This window comes from Acidovorax sp. FG48 (genome assembly GCF_057809085.1).
This window is the reverse complement of sequence record NZ_JBMDJH010000006.1, coordinates 227,550-242,981: the sequence shown is the minus strand read 5'-3', so window position 1 is coordinate 242,981 and position 15,432 is coordinate 227,550. Positions and strand designations below refer to the sequence as shown.

Annotated in this window: 16 protein-coding genes; 7 read left to right on the top strand and 9 right to left on the bottom strand. The window is 63.2% G+C overall.

Features of this window, described 5'->3' with window-relative positions; translation table 11 throughout:
- Window positions 1-93 precede the first annotated feature (93 nt).
- The 3 genes from ACODSU_RS11535 to ACODSU_RS11525 all read right to left on the bottom strand — a co-directional run bounded on the left by ACODSU_RS11535 (window position 94) and on the right by ACODSU_RS11525 (window position 3,759).
- A complete protein-coding gene (locus tag ACODSU_RS11535; protein ID WP_488842412.1) occupies window positions 94-1,032 on the bottom strand; it encodes a DUF4435 domain-containing protein in 939 nt (312 codons plus the stop codon).
- Complete coding sequence (locus ACODSU_RS11530; protein WP_488842411.1) at window positions 1,025-2,560, bottom strand: AAA family ATPase; 1,536 nt, start codon at window positions 2,558-2,560, stop codon at window positions 1,025-1,027. The genes ACODSU_RS11535 and ACODSU_RS11530 overlap by 8 nt, the downstream gene beginning before the upstream one ends.
- Window positions 2,561-3,036: 476 nt before the next feature.
- Window positions 3,037-3,759, bottom strand: a complete 723-nt coding sequence (locus ACODSU_RS11525) for a class I SAM-dependent methyltransferase (protein WP_488842410.1) — start codon at window positions 3,757-3,759, stop codon at window positions 3,037-3,039.
- Between the two features lie 260 nt (window positions 3,760-4,019).
- Between ACODSU_RS11525 and ACODSU_RS11520 the strand changes: the two genes are divergently transcribed.
- The 5 genes from ACODSU_RS11520 to ACODSU_RS11500 all read left to right on the top strand — a co-directional run bounded on the left by ACODSU_RS11520 (window position 4,020) and on the right by ACODSU_RS11500 (window position 8,438).
- The gene (locus ACODSU_RS11520) at window positions 4,020-4,508 is read left to right on the top strand and encodes an Rrf2 family transcriptional regulator (protein WP_488842409.1); all 489 of its coding nucleotides are present in this window, start codon (window positions 4,020-4,022) and stop codon (window positions 4,506-4,508) included.
- Window positions 4,471-5,430 carry an NAD(P)/FAD-dependent oxidoreductase gene (locus ACODSU_RS11515; protein WP_488842408.1) on the top strand — a complete coding sequence of 320 codons (960 nt, stop codon included), beginning with the start codon at window positions 4,471-4,473 and terminating at the stop codon, window positions 5,428-5,430. The genes ACODSU_RS11520 and ACODSU_RS11515 overlap by 38 nt, the downstream gene beginning before the upstream one ends.
- 60 nt (window positions 5,431-5,490) lie before the next feature.
- Window positions 5,491-6,501 carry an endonuclease/exonuclease/phosphatase family protein gene (locus tag ACODSU_RS11510; protein ID WP_488842407.1) on the top strand — a complete coding sequence of 337 codons (1,011 nt, stop codon included), beginning with the start codon at window positions 5,491-5,493 and terminating at the stop codon, window positions 6,499-6,501.
- Between the two features lie 145 nt (window positions 6,502-6,646).
- The gene (locus ACODSU_RS11505) at window positions 6,647-7,660 is read left to right on the top strand and encodes an alpha/beta hydrolase family protein (protein ID WP_488842406.1); all 1,014 of its coding nucleotides are present in this window, start codon (window positions 6,647-6,649) and stop codon (window positions 7,658-7,660) included.
- Between the two features lie 211 nt (window positions 7,661-7,871).
- Window positions 7,872-8,438 carry a P-loop nucleotide/nucleoside kinase family protein gene (locus ACODSU_RS11500; protein WP_488842405.1) on the top strand — a complete coding sequence of 189 codons (567 nt, stop codon included), beginning with the start codon at window positions 7,872-7,874 and terminating at the stop codon, window positions 8,436-8,438.
- 78 nt (window positions 8,439-8,516) lie between these two features.
- Here ACODSU_RS11500 and ACODSU_RS11495 read toward each other — a convergent pair whose 3' ends face one another.
- Genes ACODSU_RS11495 through ACODSU_RS11485 form a run of 3 tightly spaced genes read right to left on the bottom strand, consistent with a single transcriptional unit; the run spans window position 8,517 to window position 10,422 of the window.
- The gene (locus tag ACODSU_RS11495; protein WP_309824773.1) at window positions 8,517-9,173 is read right to left on the bottom strand and encodes a DsbA family protein; all 657 of its coding nucleotides are present in this window, start codon (window positions 9,171-9,173) and stop codon (window positions 8,517-8,519) included.
- Between the two features lie 3 nt (window positions 9,174-9,176).
- Window positions 9,177-9,509 carry a hypothetical protein gene (locus ACODSU_RS11490; RefSeq protein ID WP_488842443.1) on the bottom strand — a complete coding sequence of 111 codons (333 nt, stop codon included), beginning with the start codon at window positions 9,507-9,509 and terminating at the stop codon, window positions 9,177-9,179.
- 46 nt (window positions 9,510-9,555) lie between these two features.
- Complete coding sequence (locus tag ACODSU_RS11485) at window positions 9,556-10,422, bottom strand: MBL fold metallo-hydrolase (RefSeq protein WP_488842404.1); 867 nt, start codon at window positions 10,420-10,422, stop codon at window positions 9,556-9,558.
- A gap of 136 nt (window positions 10,423-10,558) precedes the next feature.
- Between ACODSU_RS11485 and ACODSU_RS11480 the strand changes: the two genes are divergently transcribed.
- Window positions 10,559-11,452 (top strand): LysR family transcriptional regulator, encoded by an 894-nt coding sequence (locus ACODSU_RS11480; RefSeq protein WP_488842403.1) that lies wholly within the window; start codon window positions 10,559-10,561, stop codon window positions 11,450-11,452.
- Between the two features lie 166 nt (window positions 11,453-11,618).
- Here ACODSU_RS11480 and ACODSU_RS11475 read toward each other — a convergent pair whose 3' ends face one another.
- Genes ACODSU_RS11475 through ACODSU_RS11465 form a run of 3 tightly spaced genes read right to left on the bottom strand, consistent with a single transcriptional unit; the run spans window position 11,619 to window position 14,399 of the window.
- Window positions 11,619-12,611: a Bug family tripartite tricarboxylate transporter substrate binding protein gene (locus tag ACODSU_RS11475; protein WP_488842402.1), complete on the bottom strand. Its 993-nt coding sequence runs from the start codon at window positions 12,609-12,611 to the stop codon at window positions 11,619-11,621.
- 46 nt (window positions 12,612-12,657) lie between these two features.
- Window positions 12,658-13,020: an AtuA-related protein gene (locus tag ACODSU_RS11470; RefSeq protein WP_488842401.1), complete on the bottom strand. Its 363-nt coding sequence runs from the start codon at window positions 13,018-13,020 to the stop codon at window positions 12,658-12,660.
- 14 nt (window positions 13,021-13,034) lie between these two features.
- A complete protein-coding gene (locus ACODSU_RS11465; RefSeq protein ID WP_488842400.1) occupies window positions 13,035-14,399 on the bottom strand; it encodes an acyclic terpene utilization AtuA family protein in 1,365 nt (454 codons plus the stop codon).
- 106 nt (window positions 14,400-14,505) lie between these two features.
- Here ACODSU_RS11465 and ACODSU_RS11460 point away from each other — a divergent pair, with 106 nt between their 5' ends.
- On the top strand, window positions 14,506-15,399 hold the full coding sequence (locus ACODSU_RS11460; RefSeq protein ID WP_488842399.1) for a LysR family transcriptional regulator: 894 nt from the start codon (window positions 14,506-14,508) through the stop codon (window positions 15,397-15,399).
- The last annotated feature ends 33 nt before the right edge of the window (window positions 15,400-15,432 follow it).

Here is a 15,432-nt window from a genome sequence, read left to right as displayed (position 1 = left end):
TGCTATGCGGTCTACTTTGGCCGGGCAAGACTGAACTTTGACCAATGTCAGTCCAATGTATTTACCCGTCAAATGGCGCAGGCTTCGTATTAGCTAGCTTACTGATGCCGAAAAATCCTTTAGTCCCGCAGGAGGATTTGCTTTGGCGATCAAACCCTCAAATGAGAATCCGCCTTTCACAGCAAAGCTAGGTGCAGGGATGTCTATAAAAATTTTCGGATTTTGAGACAATCTATCCTCTCGGAGGAGTGATAGCCACTTTAGAAAAAACAATAGCGCAAATTTTCCCCGGTAGTCGTTTTCCGGTACAAGCAGGTCAAACTGCTCTCGAAATTTTTCCAAATCAGTGGAATTTGGTTCCTCGGCGAGTGTGACAAGACCAGACAAGCAGCCCGAATCCGGCAAAGGCCTGACTTCACACAAATCGACAAGCGCCAGTTGGTTAATTCCTTTGGGCAATTCATCGCCACGTATTTGCCCAAGCTTCTTTCCCAGATACATCCTGAAATTCAACTCTTTAGTAATTTGGAGAAATTTCCCATAAACACCAAAAAATATCTCCAGGACGCCCAGCCTGACAGCAGTCAATCCGTGACAATGAAAATCCACGCAAAGCATGTCATTCAGCAACTGAGAATCAACAACATAGTTTTCAATAGAATATTTATCCGTCATAAATATTCTGCCATTATTCACCCTTCCAGCCAACCCATCGAAATCTTTATCGATAAAGTACCAAACTCTCTCCCCCAACCCAGTCCGATCGTTGGCTAAACTATCATACAACTTCAGAACACCGATTTTGCCATCGCATGTGTAGGACTCGTACGCCATCAGGAAACCAACCGATTTGAGCCAGTAGTAATATGCAAGCTTATCAGCAACCCCCTCAAACGCGAATATAAAAATCCCATCTGGGATACATGAAATTTTCGCTGCAAACTCGGTTTTAACAACTGTTCTAGACGAACGCGCTTTCTTTAATTTGTTAAGGTAAGCATCTTCATGTGATGCCCCAGTTGCATCACTCATCGGGGCCCACCTCCATGTCATCATCAAAAATGCTTTCCTGAAAATTCACTTGAGCCACATTTCTGTTGACGCGGAGAGCTAGAGAGCCTGCAAAAGGCTCCAATTCATTATCAAAGATAAATGGAGAATGCGTAATTGCAATCACCTGTTTGCACATCGGTGCTGTCAAAACATCCGGAAGAATTTGCCGCTGCCAGTCTAGCGATAGAGATAGCTCAGGTTCATCTATAAGTACGATCTTGGGCCCCGGATACAAATATAGACGTGCAAACAGAGATATCATTTGCTTTTCACCGGAAGAAAGGGATTCCATCGGAACCTCTTGCCCAGTAACCGAGCTATTCACCGTAACACGCAAATTGCTTCGATTGAATGTTAATTGTTTTCGATCATAGTACTGAGACTCATCAAGATACAAATCCGTGGATTCATCGTCGCCAGATAAATATTTATTACAACTATTTATGAATGACGCAACCAACTCTTCTTTGTCGCTAGTCTCTTGAATAACAGAGTTAAGCTGATCCAAGAAATATGTAAGAAACGGCCTCGCCTCATCAGACACATCATCTTTGTATACGCGATCAAGATCAGGCGTTGACATGAAGTTTGTATACGGAATTCTCTTATATTCACGCTCCGCGTCTTTTATGCGCGCAAAAAATATCTCCAACGACTCTTTGGATGGCGGCGTTTTTGGCTCCCCAGATGCTTTATAAGCGCCCGTGATCAAATCATTAATTACGTTTGCACTGACTTTCCCGTAACCCTGGTTCGCCAAGTAGAGCATCTCAGAATATATAGCCTTTAATCTATCGGAAATATCACCTAGCCCAAACTGAATATCAGCAGTGTACAAACCACTTCGAGCTACCCCGAGTCTAGAAAGAATACTCTTTCTACGACCCGTACGTGCATCAGAGCTAGGTATTGAAAGTTCAATACGCCGATATGTGGGAAGATACACAATTTCGGCCCCATCCAGCGCCGCGCGTATCGCCTCACGAACCTCACTTAACTCGGGAAGAGCATTCCTGACGAACTCGGCTATTTTTTCACATTGTGCTTTTGCAGCTCTTCCATCGTATCCTAGCTTTACATATATAGCATAGAAAGTTGGCACATCCATTAGCTCGGACATTTTACTATTAACCGAAATTCCTTCCACTAACTCCAGAAGAGCCAACGGCTCTACCTCCCACGTTTTCGCCCGTAACGAAATCTCGCTATGAGAGGCAACTTCGATTAATCCATCAACTTGCATCTTACTAATCACAAGTGGTCGTGCGACATTTCGCAATTTACAAGTTATATAATCAAACTGCAAAGCAGAAAATCGTATAAATTGACCACGTAGAAACGCGTCAAGTGCAGCAATCAATGTCGTTTTTCCCGACCCATTTCGCGCAATTAGCACCGTCGCCGCGTACTTCGAACTCAAGGTGACTGATCGATATCCGAATAGCCCGTCGATCGAAAACAGCTCTACGATTGACGGCTGAGAGGCCTCATGCATTGAATCTGTCATGCGGCCAGTGTTATCAGTGTTTTCCATTTAATTGCCCGTTAATTCCAAAGAACTCCGCCATTAGAGCGGCGAGGCGGAACAGAACCGCGCCCATTTCGCTAGTGCAACTACAGCGCCCCACATGAGTGGACAGCATCGCACCCAAGTGTGCAGTGAAAAAGTATGCTGGGACACTGGTTCCAAGCAAAACACTCTGCGCGAACGGTCGGCTGTTGTCCACCGTCGTATGAGCGCCGTCAACAGCTTTCGCAGCCAGTTTGAGATACAGCGCGGGCCTTCGGCATAGTGCGCTTCGCACTTGTGCCGGTGCAGGCCCAGCCGCGTGCCGGGTGACAAGCGCATCAGTTCCACCCAACCGGCATCGTTGGACAAGAACTGGGTGGGCAGGGACCAATTGCCTTCGCCTTCAGTAATTCAGTCCGCCAGGGCCGCACGCTCCAGCGACTGGGTCACGATCCCGTTCCGTTCAGCAGTCGCTACAACACCGTTGCCACCCACCCCCTAAACGCAAACCCCATATAGAACATCCGCACATCGCTAAACCCCGCTTCGCGCAGAAACGCCTCGTCCTCCTCCGGCGTCAGCACCGCCAGCTCCACGGCCACCTTGTCCCGCGCCCTGGCCGCATGCTCCGGCGGCACGCCGGACGCGACCTGAAACGCGGCATAGCGCGACAACCACAGATCACGCTCCCCGGCCCCGCCCTCGCCACCGGGGCCTGAACCATCCGCCACGCTCAGATGCGCCACCACCAACGGCGCCCCGGGCTTGAGCCGCCGCCGGATCTCCACCAGCATGGGCACGCGCTCCTCACGCGGCACAAAGTGCAAAGTCAGCAGGCATGTGGTGCCATCGAACGGCCCGGCTGGTGCGCTCTGCACATAGCCGTGGTGCAGCGCCACGCGGTCGCCGGGCACGCCCCCGCTTTGCAGCCGCTGCGCCGCCAGGTCCAGCATGGGCTGGCTCGGGTCCACACCGTCAAACCGCCAGCCGGGGTGCGCCAGCGCCATGTCTTCCAGTTCCAGCCCGCCGCCCGCGCCCACCACCAGCACGCGGCCATCGGCGCGCACGCGCTCGGCCAGGAGGATGCGGGACATGCGCAGCAGGCTGTCGTAGCCGGGCACGTTGCGGCGGGGGCCTTCGGCGTAGCGGGCGACGGCGGCGGGGTCGGTGAAGGGGGACGTGGTGGGTTGGGTCATGGTGTGTAGTGCGCACGGCGGGTACTGCGCTGTGCGATGAGTTTGTCCAACGGAGTTGCCAGGTCAGCGCAGGGTTTCGACAGGCTCAACCCGAACGGGCGGGGTGGCGGTCAAGGTGCAGTCCATGTTGAAAAATAGAGCCAAATCGGCCACTTGTCCTAGTGAATCCATCACAAGCAGCTATCAATTCAGTAGTAAACCGTTCTTCTATTCACGTCGCTTGTGCTCGCATGCTAGCATCACGCAACTTTTAATGTTGCATGAAACGAGACAGCCGACTTTCCAACGTTCTCCACGCGCTGCTGCACATGGCAGAGATGGAGGGGCCCGCCACGTCTGAGGCGATGGCGCAGGCCATGCGGACCAACCCGGTGGTGGTGCGCCGCCTGATGGCGGGGCTGCGGTATGCGGGCTTTGTCACCTCGGCCAAGGGGCATGGCGGCGGGTGGGTGCTGTCGTGCCCGCTCACCGACATCACGCTGCGCGACATCTACGAGGCGCTGGGCGCGCCCACGCTGCTGGCGGTGGGCAACCGCGTGGAGAGCCCCGGCTGCATCGTGGAGCAAGCGGTGAACCGCGCGCTGACCGACGCCTACCAGGCGGCCGAAGAGGCGCTGCTGGCGCGGCTGGGCGAGGTGACGCTGGCGCAGCTGTCGGCCGAGTTTCATGAACGCATGGTGGCCGGGTGCCACGGTCACAAGGAGATTGAGCATGGCGACGGCAGCAGTGGCAACAACCGAGGCGTATGAGGTGATCGTGATAGGCGGCAGCTTTGCCGGCCTGTCGGCCGCAATGCAGCTGGCACGTGCCCGGCGGCGGGTGTGCGTGGTGGACGCAGGTCAGCCGCGCAACCGGTTTGCGGCAGCGTCGCACGGCTTCTTCGGGCAAGACGGCGAGCCGCCGCTGGCGATGATCGAGCAGGCGCGGCGCAAGCTGGCGGCCTACCCCACGGTGGTTTTTGTGCAGGGCACGGTGGTGTCTGCCATGGCGCAGCAACGCGCCGGGTCACCAGAGAACGGGTTTGAAGTGGTGCTGGACGATGGCACGCACATGGAGACGCACAAGCTGGTGCTGGCCTTTGGCGTGCAGGATGGCTTGCCCGAGATTGCAGGCCTGCGTGAGCGCTGGGGCGCATCGGTGTTGCACTGCCCGTATTGCCACGGCTATGAATTTGCAGGCCAGCGGCTGGGCGTGCTGTACCACTCGGCAGGCTCGGCCATGCACGCGCAGCTGATTGCCGACTGGGGCCCGACCACGCTCTTTTTGAACGGCGACACCACGCTGGAGAGCGCCGAACGCGAGCGGCTGTTGGCGCTGGGCATCACCATCGAGCCCGCCCCCATTGCCGCACTGGAAGGCCCGGGCCAGGCGCTGCAGGGTGTACGCCTGCTGACCACCGGCAGCGGCGATGCGCGTGTGGTGTCGCTGGACGCGCTGTATGTGGCCACCACCACCCGCCCCGCCAGCCCACTGGCCGAGCAACTGGGCTGCGCGTTTGACGATGGGCCCATGGGCCCGTACATCCGCACCGATGCCAACAAGATGACCACCGTGCCCGGCGTGTATGCCGCGGGCGACGTGACGCTGATGCGGCACAACGCCACGCTGGCCTCGGCCGAAGGCGTGCTGGCGGGCGTGGGGGCGCACCAGGCGCTGGTGTTTGGGGGGTGAGTAGGGTGGTGCGCTAAGCAGCGCGCGCACAATGCGCGGCTGTTTACCCAACCCGCCGCCATGCCAGCAAGCAGCTCCCCCGTCTTTCAATTCTTCTGCATCAGAGCGCAATGGCTGGTGTGGCTGTGCGCCCTGGGCGCGCTCACAGCACCGCTGTCGCGCGTGCTGCCCACCAGCCATGCGCCCTGGCTGCAATGGTTGGTGGAGCTGGCCGCGCATTGGCAGTGGGCCTATGCCACGGTGGGCGCGGTGGCCTCAGCGCCCATCGTGGTGATGGCACTAGTGCTGCGGCAAAGCGCATCGTGGCTGCCCCTGCCTGCGTCGATGATTGCAGGCTCCTTAATATGGCAGCCCGGCCCCCTGCCCACAGCGGATGCGACGGCACCCGGCACCACCCACGCGCAGGTGCTGAGGGTGGGCACCGCCAACCTGAACCTGGCCACCACCGACTTCACACCGCTGCGGCAGTGGCTGGCGTCTGCCGATGCACCCGATGTGGTGTTCTTGCAGGAGTTCACCGAGCTGGCCCAGCGCGCGCTGGCCGATGACCCCGCCCTTGCCGCGCGCTACCCGCACCGCCTGGCCGTGCCGCAGCCCGACCCGTTTGGGCTAGCGATTCTGTCGCGCCACCCGCTCGCCGATACACAAGTGCTGCAGCCCCGCACCGACCATGACACCCTGCGCCTGCGCGCGACGATGACGTGGAGCGGCCGGCCCGTACAACTGAGCGCGCTGCACCCCATGCCCCCGATCAGCAGCGCCTTTGCCCAGGCACGTGACCGTGCACTGCAAGACGAGACCCAACATCTGGCACAGACCAGTGGTCTGAGCGTAATGGCGGGTGACCTGAACACCACGCCCTGGGCGCGCGGCTTGTGGGGCGCCGAGCAAGCGCAGATGCGCCGCGCAGGCCTTGCCGTGCCGACCTGGCCCAACGCCTGGGGCTGGCTATCGGTGCTGCCGCTGGACCATGTGCTGGCCTCGCCGGGGTGGCAGCTGGTGGATGCACACACGGGGCCCGACCTGGGTTCTGACCACCGGCCGATGGTGGTGCGGCTGGTGGCGCAGTAGCCGCAGGGGCACGCAGCCATCGGCTTTCCAGCCTCGGCCCTGCGCTGACGGCAAGGTCGCAAGATCAGCAAAGTCGCATCCCGCAAGCTGCGGCACACTCGGCGGGCAGTGCGCCACTAATTCCCATCCGCGCCAACACATCGCCATGCCCATTTCATCCCTGCTTCGTTACCGCCCTCGTTCACGCCCAGGCATTCGTTGGCTGTCGGCCGCTGCGCTCAGCGGCGCCGCCACCCTGGCCCAGGCGGCGGGCTTCACTTTCATCGAGGTGCCAGCAGACAAGGACGGGCCCGCGCTGCGCGGCGCCGTGTGGTCGCCCTGCAACACGCCGCCGGGCCGCATCGACCTGGCGCCGCTGGTGCTGCAAGGCACGCGCGACTGCGCCCTGGCTGGCCAGGGCTTGCCGTTGGTGGTGATGTCGCACGGCGCGGGTGGCTCTGCCCTGGGGCACCACGACACGGCGGCTGCGCTAGCCGATGCGGGCTTTGTGGTGGCCGCCATCAACCACCCGGGCGACAACTTTCAGGACATGAGCCGCCAGGGCCACCTGTCGGCCTTTGCCACGCGGCCAGTGGACATGAAGCGGCTGACGGACTACATGCTGAGCGCCTGGCCCCAGCGCGCGCAGCTGGATGCGGACAAGGTGGGCTTTTTTGGCTATTCGCGCGGCGGCTACACGGGGCTGGTGGCCATCGGTGCCAAGCCAGACTGGACGCTGCGCCCAGACCTGTGCCCGCCGCTGTCCATGCGCCCCCTGTGTGGCGAGATCCGGCGCAATGAGATTCCCGCCACGCCAGTACCAGATGCGCGCATCAAGGCGGCGGTCATCGTGGACCCGCTGAGCGTGTTCGACGCCAAGGGGCTGGGGCAGGTGAACACGCCCGTGCAGCTGTGGGCCTCAGCGCTGGGAGGGGATGGCGTCACGCCGCAGAGCGTGGAAATGTTGCGCACGGGCTTGCCCCGCGCACCCGACTGGCAGGTGGCCGCCCATGCAAGGCACTATGCCTTTCTGGCGCCCTGCTCGCCCGCGCTGGCAGAAGTGGCACCCGATATCTGCCGCGATGCGCCGGGGTTTGACCGGGCTGCATTTCACAAAGATTTCAATGCGCAGGTAGTGGCGTTCTTTCAGCGGCACATCGCTGCAGCCAAAGCGCCCTGAGCGCGGCTCGGCGTTCTTCGGGCATCCCGGGCCCGTGGGTTGACCCAACCTCCACCAGCCGCCTACACTGCGCCACGTGCTTCTTGATCTTCGGATCGGAAGCGAGTCGCAAAGCCCTCCACCACCGTTGAGGGCTTTTCTTTTTGTCCATCGCATTGAAGGCTCTCCCTGCTTGCAGAGAGGGCTTTTTGCATTTCTGGAGCCCTTTTTGATGCACGCCACTTCCACACACACGGCCCCTGCAGGCGCAGCTGCCCCCTCCCCGCGCATCCATCTGGTCATCGGCCCCGTGGGCGCAGGCAAGTCCACCTTTGCCCGCCAGCTGGTGCAGCAGCACCGCGCAGTGCCGCTGAACCTGGACGACTGGATGGCCACGCTGTTTTCAGCCGACCGACCCGATACTTCGGACGTCATGGCCTGGTATGTGCCACGCACGCTGCGTTGCTTGGAGCAGATCTGGAAGACGACCGAGGCCGTGCTGCACGCGGGTAGCGATGTGGTGCTGGAGGTGGGCCTGATCCAGCAGCACCAGCGCGATGCGTTTTACGCCCGCATGGGGCCATGGGCCGATGCCATGGTGGTGTATGTGCTGGACGCCCCGCGCGAGGTGCGGCGCGCGCGTGTGTTGCGGCGCAACGCCGAACAGGGCGCCACGTTTTCGATGGTGGTGCCGCCGCACATCTTTGAGCTGGCCAGCGACCTGTGGCAGCCGCCGGACGAAGTGGAGTGCGCGAACCACACCGTGGTGTGGGTGCCCGTGGCGGACCACGGGGCTTGAAGACATGGCGCAGGCCTGGCTGCAATTTGCAGTGCGGGCAACGGTGCAGCCCGGGCCGCGCCGTGCCAACCGCGGCGCTCAGGCCTGGGCCACCTGCTGCAGCAATGCGTCGAAGTTGCCGTGCAGGGCCTGGCTGCCCAGCACACGGCGGCGGCCGGTGGCGGCGTCGCCGACTGCCAGTTGTGGCACGCCTTGTGCTCCCAGGGCTTGCATGTCGGCGCGGGCGGCGGCCACGCGCTGCAGCATGGCGGCGCGCAGGGCATCGGTGGGCTCGCGCACCAACTCTGCGGCTGCATGCAGGCCCAGGGCGCTCAGCACATCGGCCAGCACGGTGGGCGCCGTGGTGTCGCGCCCGTCCACATACCGTGCGCGTTGGAAGGCGTGCAGTGCCTCCAGCTCACGCGCGGGCTCGGTCTGCGCCACGGCGGTGAGGGCCAGCGTGGCAGGGCCCGAGTCAAAACGCCCAGCCGGCTGGCCCAGCACCTGCTCGCGATAGGCCGGGCTGAACGGCTGGCCGGTGAGCTGCGCGATGCGCTGGTCGTTGGCCCATGCGTAGGCGGCAAATTGCGCGTCCATGGGCCGGGCGCCTGCGCCTGCAAACAAGCCCGTGGGTGCCAGCACCACCTGCACGCCGGGCGTGGCTTGCAAGCGGGCCAGCACGGGTGCGGCGGCGTAGCACCAGCCGCACAGGGGGTCGAACAGGTACGTCACGGTGACGGTGGGCGTGGAGGACATGGATCAGGGTCTCTCTTCAGAATCTTCAGGATCAGGCGGTGTGGCGGTGGCCGGTGCCGCTGCGGGTGCAGCCTGGGCAAGCTGGGTAAGGCGTGCGGCCAGCGCGGCTTCAAACGCTGCGATTTCTTCGGCCAGCGTGCCCCGGCTGCGGAAGTGGCGGGCGGCGCGGTCGTACCAGTTTTCGGCGTCTTCCAGGTCGCCCTCTTGCAGGTGCAGGATGCCGTGCGCCCAGGCTGCGAGCATGGAGCCGTCGTGCTGCACCAGATCGTGCGCCGCGTTCCAGCGCCCGGCGTGCAGGTGCTGCAGGACTTGTTGGAGCGGGTGCGTGGTCACGATCTGGTTCCTTTCAACAAACTGCTTTGACAGCTTTCAGCACGTCATCTCACCACTTCATCTCGCCCTTGTTGACCTTGGCACCGATGTCCAGCGACAGGCCCATGGGCGCTGCGGGGTAGGCCTTTTTCATCGCGTCGATGAGTTCGGCGCTGGTCTTGGTGGCGGCGGCGTTCTTCTCAAACGCTTGCAGGTAGCCCTTGGTGTAGCTGATGTTGGCGGCATCCAGCGCGCCACCGGCGGGCATGTGGCCGGGCACCACCACGGTGGGCTGCAAGGCGGCCATTTCGTCGAGCTGGGCCACCCAGGCACTGCGCTCGGCCACCGTTTGCGTGTCGGCCGTCCACACATGGGTGTTGGTGCCAAACACGCCGATGGTGCCCACCACGGCCTTGATGGACGGAATCCACGCATACGGGCGGTGCGCCAGCAGGCCGGTGGTGCCACGGATCTCGACCGCCTGGCCGTCCACGCTCAGCGTGTTGCCAGCAATCGCCTTGGGCAGCACGGGCGTGCGCGGTGCGTTGGCGCCCATCTTGGGGCCCCAGAAGGCGATCTTGCCGGCCAGCTTGGCGTTGATCTTCTCCAGCACAGCGGGCGTGGTCACCACGTCGGCTTGGGGGAAGATTTCTTTCAGCGTCTCGACGCCGAAGTAATAGTCGGGGTCGGCCTGGCTCACGTAGATGGTCTTCAACTCTTTGCCGGTGTCGAGCACGTTGGCGGCAATGCGCAGCGCATCGGCACGGGTGAAGCCTGCGTCGATCACCATGGCTTCTTTCTCGCCATAGACCAGCGTGGAGTTGACGTTGAAGCTGTTGCCGTCGGCGTTGTAGACCTTGACCTGCAGCGGCTGGGCGGCCTGGGCGCCTGTGAAGGCAACGGCAAGAGTGGCGGCGATGAGGGTGGTGCGGAACATGGTGGTTTCTCCGGTGCTTTGAGCAGTTGGTTCGATGACGAAATGAAGTTTATTTGCGCCAATCGATCCAATAAACCCGATAATTCGCGCATATTTGTTTCACCAATCGATCAAATAACCCCAAAACTTTCACGTTATGGACCGCCTGACCGCCATGCATGTGTTTGCCGAAGTCGCCACCAGCGGCAGCTTCAGCGCCACCGCCGACAAACTGGATATGTCACGTGCCATGGTCACGCGCTACGTGGGCGAGATGGAGCAGTGGCTGCAGGCCCGCCTGCTGCAGCGCACCACCCGCAGCGTGACGCTGACCGACGCGGGCGAACACGCGCTGCGCCGCTGCCAGCAGATGCTGGCACTGTCGCAAGACCTGGAGGAAGAAACCGCCACCACCACCGAGGGCGCGCTGCGCGGGCAGCTGCGGCTGACCTGCAGCGTGTCGTTTGCGTTTGCGCAGATGGGCGCGGCGATTGCGGACTTTCTGGCACAGCACCCGCAGCTCAAGATCGACCTGGACGCGAGCGAAGGCTCGCTGAACCTGGTGGAAAAGCGCATCGACCTGGCCATCCGCATCAGCGCCGAGCCCGACCCGCTGCTGATTGGCCGGCCGCTGGCGCGGTGTGATTCGGCGCTGGTGGCATCGCCCGCCTACCTGGCCGCCCACGGTGTGCCGCAGCAACCTGCCGACCTGGCGCAGCACCGGTGCCTGAGCTACGCCAACTTTGGCAAGAGCGTGTGGCAGCTGACGCGCGGCGACGTGGTGGAGCGTGTAGGCGTGAGCGGCCATTTCAGCGCCAACGAGGCCACCACGCTGATGCGCGCCGCGCTGGCGGGCGGCGGCATTGCGATGCAGCCGACGTATCTGGTCAACCCCTACCTGCACACTGGCGAGCTGCAGGCCGTGTTGCCGGGCTGGGACTTGCCGGTGATGACGATCTATGCGCTGTACCCGTCGCGCCGGCACTTGTCGCCTGCGGTGCGGGCGTTGCTGGATTTTTTGGTGGCGCGGTTTGCAGGGGTGCCATGGTGAGGGTGGCTGGCCAGGCCACACACAGCCACTACGCTTTTGATAGCTACTCAGGCATGTTCCTCTAGCGCATCCGGCCACTTTGGCTAGAAATCTTCCCCACCCCAGACAAAAGGATGAACACGGCCCGGTTCAACAGGGGTTGCCCCACTGATGCTGGGCCCGCAGCTCACTCCGCCTCGATACCAGCGGCCTTGATCACCTTGCCCCACTTCTGGGTCTCGGCGGCCTGGAACTTGGCGAGTTCATCGGGCGTGGTGGTCCAGGCTTCGGAGCCTGCGTTGTCGTAAAAGCTCTTGGCTGCGGCGCTCTTGGTGGCGGCCGTCAGCAGCTCGTTGAGGCGCGCCACCACGGGCGCGGGTGTGTTGGCGGGCACGTAGGCCGCAAACCAGTAGCCCATGTCGTAGCCCTTCACGCCCGCTTCATCCAGCGTGGGCACATCGGGCAATTGCGCGCTGCGCTTTTGCGTGGAGTAGCCCAGCGCACGCAGCTTGCCCGCCTTGACCTGCGGCACGCCCGTGGAGGTGTCGGTGATCATCAGGTCGATCTGCCCACCCAGCAGGTCGGTGATGGCCAGCGGGTTGCTCTTGTAGGGCACGTGCAGGATGTCCACGGCCGCCAGCTGCTTGAGCATTTCGCCCGCCATGCGGCTCGACGAACTGCCGCTGCCAAAGCTGAGCTTGCCGGGGTTCTTCTTGGCAAAGGCCAGCAACTCGCCCACGTTCTTGTACGGCGCGCTGGCGTTGACCACCAGCACCTGGCCTCCCTTGCCCAGGCCGGTGACGGGGGCAAAGTCCTTCACCGGGTCGTACGAGAGCTTTTTGTACAGGTGCTCGTTGGCGGCGTGGGTGGTGTTGGTGGTGATGAGCACGCTGTAGCCATCGGCCGCTGACTTGGCCACGGCCGACGCCGCGATCATGCCGCTGGCGCCCGCCTTGTTGTCGATGACCACGGGCTGCTTGGTATCGTTGGTGATGGACTGGCCCAGCGCGCGCGCAAGCTGGTCGGTGGCGCTGCCTGCGGCAAACGGCACGACGAAGGTGATGGCCTTGGCGGGGTAGCTACCGGCCGCCTGGGCCAGTGCAGCGGGGGCATGCAGTGCGCCGAGCGCCATTACGGCGGCAGTGGCGAGCAGAGCGCGGCGGGGGGATGAAGGGGTCATGTTGTCTCCTGGTGTTGGTATGGATAAAAAAAGCGAAATCAAAGGTCTAGGCCGTGGGGCCGCCAAAGTGCGCAGCCAGGTGAGCGGGCACCGTGACGGACATATCGAGCAGCAGGTAGCTGAGTGCCTTGCCGTGGCTGTCGAGGTTGAGCGAATCGTTCACGCCGCCGTCGAGCACGTCGTCCAGCACGATGTTCATGGCCTGCAGCTGGGGCAGCAGGTAGCGCGTGACCTGACGCGGGCGGCGCTGAGCAAACTGCTGTGCCACGGCGGCCTCCGTGACCTGTTCGACCAGCACATCCCACAGCGCGGGGTGCCAGGCGATGACGCTGATGTTGGAGCGGTTGCCTTTGTCGCCGGTGCGGCTATGAGCAACTCGATAAAGCGGAACGGTGATGGTGGTTGTCATGGTGTGTGTACTCCTCAATCCACCATCTCAAAACGCACGGCCACGGCCTCGCGCGGCACCAGGCACGACACCGTGCCCAGGCGTGGGCGCATGGCGGTGCGCACGCCACCACCGCCCGCGGGGCCACAGGTGTACAGCGCGGTCACCTCGCGCAGCAGGCGCTGGGCGCTGGCGTGGTCGCGGTGCTGCAGGGCCACGCGCAGGCGCACATCGCGGGGGGCATTGCCATCGTTGTGGGGGGCATCCAGCCAGCGGCTGGTGTCGTCGCCAAAGATGCTGGTCACGCCGATCAGGTCGATGCGCAGCGGGCCCAGGCCCTGCAGGCGCTCGCGAAGCACCTCGCCCGCCAGCCGCGCGCGGGCTTCGGCGCGCGGGCCGGCGTAGGAGATTTCGCCCTCGGCAAACCAGCCGGATTCAAAACACACGTTGACCTTGAGCGTGGCGGGCCGCGCGTGGCCCTGCACACCCTCCAGCCGCACCGCGTCAGCGCCCACCGTGGTCACGCGGGCGGTGGTGATGTCGGCCACCACATCGGGCGTGAGGTACGCCGCCGGGTCGTGCAGCTCGTACAGCAGCTGTTCCTTCACCGTGCGGTCGGTGATGCAGCCGCCCGTGCCCGGGGGCTTGGTGATGGTGCAGTGGCCGTCGGCGTCGATCTCGGCAATGGGGTAGCCCAGGTGCGCCAGGCCCGCCACATCCTTGTAGCCGGGGTCAGCAAAGTAGCCACCTGTGACCTGCGCGCCGCACTCCAGCAAGTGCCCGGCCATGGTGGCGCGCGCCAGCCGGTCCCAGTCGTCCAGCGCCCACCCGTAGTGCGCCAGCGCGGGGCCCAGCACCAGCGAAGGGTCGGCCACACGGCCGCAGACCACGATGTCGGCGCCTGCGCGCAGCGCGTCGGCAATGGCCTGCGCGCCGATGTAGGCGTTGGCGCTGACGATGGGCTCGGTGGGCATCGCGCTGCCCAGCGCGCCCTGCAGCAGCGCGCGGTGTTCGGGGCCGCTCAGGTCGTCGCCCTGCAGCACGGCAATGCGCGGGCGGGCCAGGCCCAGCTCGGCCGCCAGCGCGTGGATGCGGCGCGCGGCACCGTGCGGGTTGGCCGCGCCAAAGTTGCTGACGATGCGCACGCCGTGCGCCAGGCACTGTGCCAGCACGGAGCGCAGCAGGTCCATCAGCAGCGGCTCATACCCAGCATCGGGGTCGGTGCGGCGCGCCAACTGGGCCAGGGCCAGCGTGCGCTCAGCCAGGGTCTCGAAGATGAGCACCGCAGGCTGGCCGCTGGCGATGAGCGCCTGCACCACGGGCAGGGCCGCGTCGGTGCGGTCGCCCGAGAAGCCGGCGGCGCAGCCCACCAACAGTTTGGTTTTTTGATCGTTCGGCATGAATCCGTTGTCTCCTGACCGTGAATGTAGGAATATGGCTGTATTCTGTGAAATCGATTGTTACGATGAATCCATCTGAAAACCAGATGAATCACACCCACCCCGCATGAGCGCCCCTCACCTCTCCAGCCGCCAGCTCGACGCCTTCCTCGCGCTGGCGGAGCAGTGCAGCTTCACACGCGCCGCTACGTTGTGCCACCTGTCGCAGCCCGCGTTCAGCGCGCTGATCCGCGCGCTGGAGGACGACCTGGGCCTGCGCCTGTTTGACCGCAGCACGCGGCATGTGGACTTAACGCCCGAGGGGCAGAATTTTCTGGAGTCGGCCCGCCGCATCCGCACCGAAATCACCAGCGCCCTGGCGGCCATGCGCAGCGCCGCCACGCTGCAGCGCGGGCGCGTGGCTGTGGCGCTGCTGCCGTCACTGGCGGCGGGCTGGCTGCCCGGCGTGCTGTCGCAGTACAGCGCGGCGCACCCGGGTATCGAGATCGACATTGCCGATGTGCTGTCCGAGCCCTGCATCGACCGCGTGGCCAGCAGCCATGCCGACTTTGCACTGGCCGCCATCCGCGCTGACACGCCCGCGCTGCAAGCCGAGCCGTTTTGCAGCGACAACTTCTATCTGGTGTGCCCGGCCGACCACCCGCTGGCGCGCCGCCGCAAGGCCATCACCGCGCAGGACCTCGCCGCGTGGCCCTTCATCCACCTCGCGCGCACCAGCAGCGTGCGCCAGTACCTGGAGGCCGCCCTGCACCCGCAGGCCATGCACACGCTGATGGAGGTGGAGCAGCTCGCCACCGTGATGGGCATGGTGCGCGCGGGCCTGGGCATCAGCGTGGTGCCAGCGCTCACGCTGTTCCACTTTGACCAGCCGGGGCTGGTGACGCGGCCGCTGTCACTGCCGGGGCTGACGCGGCAGATCTATCTGGTACGGCGGCGGGACGAGAGCTTGTCGGTGGCGGCGCAGGCGCTGTATGCGCTGGTGATGGCGCAGCGGCCTTGAGACAGACGGCCATTCGCTATCTATTCAATAGCT

What these genes read in the sequence shown, in the direction of transcription:
- ACODSU_RS11535 (WP_488842412.1), bottom strand. Translation starts at nt 1,032, where the DNA reads ATGAGTGATGCAACTGGGGCATCACATGAAGATGCTTACCTTAACAAA.
- ACODSU_RS11530 (WP_488842411.1), bottom strand. Translation starts at nt 2,560, where the DNA reads ATGACAGATTCAATGCATGAGGCCTCTCAGCCGTCAATCGTAGAGCTG.
- ACODSU_RS11525 (WP_488842410.1), bottom strand. Translation starts at nt 3,759, where the DNA reads ATGACCCAACCCACCACGTCCCCCTTCACCGACCCCGCCGCCGTCGCC.
- ACODSU_RS11520 (WP_488842409.1), top strand. Translation starts at nt 4,020, where the DNA reads ATGAAACGAGACAGCCGACTTTCCAACGTTCTCCACGCGCTGCTGCAC.
- ACODSU_RS11515 (WP_488842408.1), top strand. Translation starts at nt 4,471, where the DNA reads ATGGCGACGGCAGCAGTGGCAACAACCGAGGCGTATGAGGTGATCGTG.
- ACODSU_RS11510 (WP_488842407.1), top strand. Translation starts at nt 5,491, where the DNA reads ATGCCAGCAAGCAGCTCCCCCGTCTTTCAATTCTTCTGCATCAGAGCG.
- ACODSU_RS11505 (WP_488842406.1), top strand. Translation starts at nt 6,647, where the DNA reads ATGCCCATTTCATCCCTGCTTCGTTACCGCCCTCGTTCACGCCCAGGC.
- ACODSU_RS11500 (WP_488842405.1), top strand. Translation starts at nt 7,872, where the DNA reads ATGCACGCCACTTCCACACACACGGCCCCTGCAGGCGCAGCTGCCCCC.
- ACODSU_RS11495 (WP_309824773.1), bottom strand. Translation starts at nt 9,173, where the DNA reads ATGTCCTCCACGCCCACCGTCACCGTGACGTACCTGTTCGACCCCCTG.
- ACODSU_RS11485 (WP_488842404.1), bottom strand. Translation starts at nt 10,422, where the DNA reads ATGTTCCGCACCACCCTCATCGCCGCCACTCTTGCCGTTGCCTTCACA.
- ACODSU_RS11480 (WP_488842403.1), top strand. Translation starts at nt 10,559, where the DNA reads ATGGACCGCCTGACCGCCATGCATGTGTTTGCCGAAGTCGCCACCAGC.
- ACODSU_RS11475 (WP_488842402.1), bottom strand. Translation starts at nt 12,611, where the DNA reads ATGACCCCTTCATCCCCCCGCCGCGCTCTGCTCGCCACTGCCGCCGTA.
- ACODSU_RS11470 (WP_488842401.1), bottom strand. Translation starts at nt 13,020, where the DNA reads ATGACAACCACCATCACCGTTCCGCTTTATCGAGTTGCTCATAGCCGC.
- ACODSU_RS11465 (WP_488842400.1), bottom strand. Translation starts at nt 14,399, where the DNA reads ATGCCGAACGATCAAAAAACCAAACTGTTGGTGGGCTGCGCCGCCGGC.
- ACODSU_RS11460 (WP_488842399.1), top strand. Translation starts at nt 14,506, where the DNA reads ATGAGCGCCCCTCACCTCTCCAGCCGCCAGCTCGACGCCTTCCTCGCG.